Origin of the sequence: Pseudomonas sp. GM55 (assembly GCF_000282395.1) — a bacterium.
In the GTDB taxonomy this organism is placed as follows: Bacteria; Pseudomonadota; Gammaproteobacteria; order Pseudomonadales; family Pseudomonadaceae; genus Aquipseudomonas; species Aquipseudomonas fluorescens_CC.
Genome location: NZ_AKJJ01000060.1, coordinates 1 through 5,084 on the forward strand (window position 1 = coordinate 1; position 5,084 = coordinate 5,084).

Annotated in this window: 2 protein-coding genes and 2 pseudogenes; 2 read left to right on the top strand and 2 right to left on the bottom strand. The window is 48.0% G+C overall.

Annotated features, from left to right (window positions below):
• Positions 1–42: 42 nt before the first annotated feature.
• Positions 43–740 (bottom strand): annotated as a pseudogene (locus PMI31_RS30015) (transposase).
• A 425-nt stretch (positions 741–1,165) separates the two neighbouring features.
• Complete coding sequence (locus tag PMI31_RS16780; RefSeq protein WP_008019358.1) at positions 1,166–2,863, bottom strand: S8 family serine peptidase; 1,698 nt, start codon at positions 2,861–2,863, stop codon at positions 1,166–1,168.
• A gap of 276 nt (positions 2,864–3,139) precedes the next feature.
• On the opposite strand from PMI31_RS16780, the gene PMI31_RS30025 reads away from it, so the two are divergent.
• Together PMI31_RS30025 and PMI31_RS31370 are read left to right on the top strand one after the other, a co-directional pair.
• Positions 3,140–4,219, top strand: coding sequence for an RHS repeat-associated core domain-containing protein (locus PMI31_RS30025; protein ID WP_008019359.1), 1,080 nt, complete (start codon positions 3,140–3,142; stop codon positions 4,217–4,219).
• A gap of 132 nt (positions 4,220–4,351) precedes the next feature.
• Positions 4,352–5,084, top strand: a pseudogene (locus PMI31_RS31370) (IS4 family transposase); the annotation flags it as partial.

The following is a 5,084-nucleotide window of genomic DNA, read 5'->3' on the forward strand; positions in this document are numbered from 1 at the left end:
GCAAAAGTTGGAAAGCTTCTTGGATAATGGGGGCAGATTTATTTAATCAAGATTTTTTGCGGGTCTGCCTTGTCCACGGCTTATTATTCGAAGCCCTGTGATGTGTTCTATTTCTTCCACAAAGCGCGAGGCTCCTGTCAGTTGCCCGCGCTGTAGCGCACTTCTAATGAGCTCCAGCTCTCCACGCGGAGCAACCTGCTCTACAAATTCCTTATAGCGAACACGGCGAGCGAGCTCGGTTGTACCAAGCGCTTTAAAGCATGGGTCTACATCCAACCAATTGTTTTTTCTGGCTCTACTACGCGAAGACGATAGCTCGACCACGGATAGCTTTCTGCTCTCGACACGATATGAGCTTTCACGGGGTTTAACTCAATGTACCGACTACATGCAAGAAGATAAGTGTCAGATTGAACGATGCTCGACTTATAACGACTCTCCCAAAGGGTGCCAGAACGCCCTTCCAGCTTATTTCGATAACGAGTCATGCGAACTGCGAGAACTTTCATCAGTTGTCCTAAGCTTGCGGGAGTGTCGCTAGGTGAAAGCAAAAGATGGACATGATTGGTCATCAAGCAATAGGCATAAACTTTCACGCCGAGGGCCTCTTTTAGCTCCCGCAGGTCTGAGAGGTAGTACTCAAAATCATCTGCATCAGCGAAAACGACCTGCCGATTGTGACCTCGCTGTACGACATGGTGAGGGTAGTTGGATAGCACTACGCGTCCGACTCTGGGCATATATCTTCCTGCGTCCTTTCAATGACGTGGAAAACTTAGCCGTAGAAAAAATCCAATCTTTGTTTGTTGTAAACAAATTTGTCACTTTTTGTCGAGCGTAGCGCTTAAATAAATCTGTCCCCGATTTCCGTCCCCGATTTCCAGAGTGAGCCGACGCCCTCGGAGTAATGCGCTGACACAACACATTAATGTTTTCAGACGGCGAGAATGGACAGTGGGAAGTGCTTGGGCGAGCGCGCTGTGTAAGAATCGGATGGCCTGCATGGGATCGGGATCTTGTTTTTGTGTGGTGCAATACAAGCTGCCGACCCGTGCAGGCCTCTTCAACTCCTAACCTATTGATTTGTCGTAAGAAAAATCGGAGATTCCTCAGAATCTGTCCCCATTTCCGGTCGTCCCCATTTCTGCGCCATTTCTGCGAGCGCTTAATCACCCAGTAGCCGATTCACAGTAGCAATGGCTGCTGCAACGTTAGGGCGAGCTCCGATACCTTCCCGTCGCTCGGCTGACTTTTGATAACCGGAAGCGGAAACCAGAGCGAGCATTTCCTGACAGTTCAAGTAAACATTATGATGCGACTTAACATAACTTTGAATACAAGCCAACGCCCCCGCCACCAAAGGCGTCGCACTAGATGTTCCATCATAGTACTGAGTGTAATCCCTATCATTACCTTCATAATCCTGCAACTCACCGTAACCGGTGGTAGTTACATTATCACCCCAAGAATTCAGAGCCCCATAAAGATTGAAATTGGAAAATGAATGCCTCAGTTCACTAGCAGACCCACAAGCCCCGACCATAAGGGCTCCGTTATTCCCATAATTCCTAAAAATCAAAGGATTAAGCTTTAAGTTCAAGCCACCATTTCCCGCAGCAAACACAACAACTGCACCACCCTTAACACAATGTCCTACGTAATCCCATATGGTTTTATTATGAACAAAAGGAACCAAATGACCAGTCAAAGCCCCCAACTGAATATCAAAGCTAACGATATCCCCAGGATTAAAATCCGCTACGATTTGCGCCGTATCCCCCGTATCATAGAAATAGAACCTACAATCATGCGCAACACCAGCAACTCCACGCCCATCCGCTTTTCCAGCAACAATACAACCTGTGGAAGCGGTTCCATGATTACAATCTTCGGTTTCAGGTCGACTATTGACTACCGTAATACGCTGTCCGGATAAATCTTCATGATTACGATAAATACCAAAATCAAGATGGCGCACGGTAGCGTAGTACCCAGGATGACTTTCACTGTTCCAGGCATTTCTCACGTTCATACCCAGAGGCTCATCCAGATAACCCTGCATACTAGAAAAATCCGGGGTTTTTGCGTTTTCAGCGGGCAGGGAAGTTTTAGAATTCTCAGCCTGACCCAACTGAAGCGGAGGAGGCTCGAGCAGTGATAAATCACGGGAAAGCGAGCAATATTCGACGTATTCAAGCTTCTCCAGCTCTTTAGCCAATTGAAGGAGCAGATTATCCTCAACGTCAGTTTCCACTCGATAAAGATTGGTGAATCTATCTAGACCTCTCCCCACCCCCGTCTTACCAAGCACTGCCGCCCTATCAAACACAGGTTTAAAACCCAACAACTCTTTGATTTTAAAATAAACTGGAACTACTTCTTTCTTTTCCCCCAGCAACTTATCATAACCTTCTGAAACAAACATAACTTGCAAATTATTCCGAAAACCAGAATCAAGCTCGAGCCCACCCTTTAAAGAAACGATCTCATGCCTTGCGCCTTTAATAAAACCACCTTCACCAGTCTTCCCGAATTGATCCAGCACCTCCTCCACCATTGAGTCATTGGAAATAAGTTCCATAAAACTGGCGGTCCTGGCAGACTCTGGAATATTTATACTCACCGACCCAACATCAAAAACCTTCCCACTTGGCATTACTGCCTTGGCGAGCACGTCGTAATCAGAGAGCTCCAGATTTTCAAAAACCACCATTCCATCTTGGAACGCCGATTTTTCACGCAGCAGTTCCCCACCCTTCAAAAGCGAATATTTAATGCGCGCATCGCTCACATCTCCATGACATTGCACGTAGATGTTTCCGTCGAAACGACACCCTCTAAACCAACTTAATTTGATATCCATACCACCACACCTCGAATGAATCATCCCAAAACGACCAAAATGAGAGCTTCTCTAAGTGTTAGAGAGCCCTCTCCGCCCTATCTTCACGTCTAAATGTCACATCAAAAAAACAAAATGATCCACTATCAAACCTGATAGTAGCGAAGGAGCGACAGGTATGTTAATAGCACGTCGACGCCTTTAAAACGTAATACTGCGACTATCATTTCTGCTAGTTGAAACTTCCTGTAAGCCCGCAGATACTGAGAACCTGTATTTAGTATCTGCGGAACACTCATGCCTTCCTTGACCGCCATCCGTCTTTGTCAGTACCACTACGACCCGCTCGACCGGCTGATCGCCAGTGCCCTGCCGAACAAGCCGGAACATCAGCGCTTCTATCGCAAAAGCCGCCTGGCAACAGAAATACAAGGCGCGCTGCACTATTCGATCGTCCAACACGACGACCAATTGCTGGCTCAAAAGATTGGCGATGGCAACGCATTCGACACCACGCTGCTCGCCACCGATCAACAGCGCTCGGTGCTGCAGACGCTCCAGGCCAATGATCAACGACAGGCTATCGCCTATTCAGCCTATGGTCATCGCCCTGTTGAAAACGGGCTGCTTAGCCTACTTGGCTTTAATGGTGAGCGGCCGGATTCGGTGACGGGGCATTATTTGTTGGGCAATGGGTATCGGGCGTTTAATCCGGTATTGATGCGGTTTAATAGTCCGGATAGTTTGAGTCCATTTGGCAAGGGTGGGTTGAATCCCTATTCATATTGCGAGGGAGATTCAATCAACCGGTGTGACCCTAGCGGAAACGCTGCTATTCCAAATTTCTTATCCAATGCTTTTAGACGCTTGAGAGAAGCATTTAACAAGCCCGAGCCTATCTATAAGAGCGGGCAAGAGAGGACATTCACGAACATCACGATAAAAAACTATCTAAACCCCGACCGCACTTGGACGGAACAGACATTCGAGATAAGCCACGGACGAAAAAGACTAATAACCATCGTAACAGGCGACGATAGAAGAGTAAATAAGTTTGAGAATGGTATATGGACATCTAGAAAGCACAACTCTACTCTTCAAGAGCTAAGCTACACAAAAATCACGCCCCACCAAATGCGCTTCGCCCCCCGGCAACTCCCCTATCAAATAGATATGGAAGTAGATAGGTTAAATTTTCATAACGCTGCCGACACATTCACCCCCATGATCATGCAGCAAGAGGGAATTCCATGGGAAATTGCAGTATCACAAGCGAACAATCTCGCGATCTTAAAAGCAATGAATGGAGAGTTAGCAGGAGTTCACCCAGAAAAAATGATTGAACTTATCAGAATCGGCAAAATAGAATTTCGTTAAACAAGGAAAAAAGGGGATGGATTCTGAGGAATCCCCGATTTTTCTTACGACAAATCAAGAAGTTAGGAATTGAAGAGGCCTGCACGGGTCGGCAGCTTGTATTGCACCACACAAAAACAAGATCCCGATCCCATGCAGGCCATCCGATTCTTACACAGCGCGCTCGCCCAAGTACTTCCCACTGTCCATTCTCGCCGTCTGAAAACATTAATGTGTTGTGTCAGCGCATTACTCCGAGGACGTCGGCTCACTCTGACGGGGCTTGGCCGATTCATGTCAGGCAAGGCCTATCCCAAACACGCCATCAAACGAGTAGATCGGCTGCTGGGTAATCGCCATCTGCAAACAGAGCGCTCGCTGTTTTACTGGGTCATATTGCGAGCCTTACTGGGGGCGCTGAGACATCCGCTGATTCTGGTCGACGGGTCACCCATTGATGCGGCTGGAAAGTTCTTTTTGTTGCGCGCAGCTATCCCTTTGGTTGGACGTTCGTTTCCCATTTACGAGAGCGTTCATGAGCGCGAGGGTTGTCCGAAATATCAAAAACGGTTGCTACACACGTTGGCCGAACTGCTCCCTAAAGACTGCGTGCCGATCCTTGTGGCCGATGATGGATAAAAGCCGTCGAAGCACAAGGCTGGTATTACGTGGGGCGAGTGCGTAATCGAGACCTTTATCGCAGCGACTCGAACACCTGGTTGCCGGTTAAAAACCTCTACGCTCTGGCGTCATCCTCACCGAAGTCGCTGGGTCATATCGAGATGACCCAAAGCGCTCCGCACTTCATCCAATTGTACTGCGTCAGGCACCGGGCCAAGGGGCGAAAACACCAGCGCGTCACCGGCTCCATGGCCACCTACCTGAT

Excerpts from the sequence above, each read along its gene's own strand:
- PMI31_RS30025 (WP_008019359.1), top strand. The coding sequence starts at position 3,140 with ATGCCTTCCTTGACCGCCATCCGTCTTTGTCAGTACCACTACGACCCG.
- PMI31_RS16780 (WP_008019358.1), bottom strand. The coding sequence starts at position 2,863 with ATGGATATCAAATTAAGTTGGTTTAGAGGGTGTCGTTTCGACGGAAAC.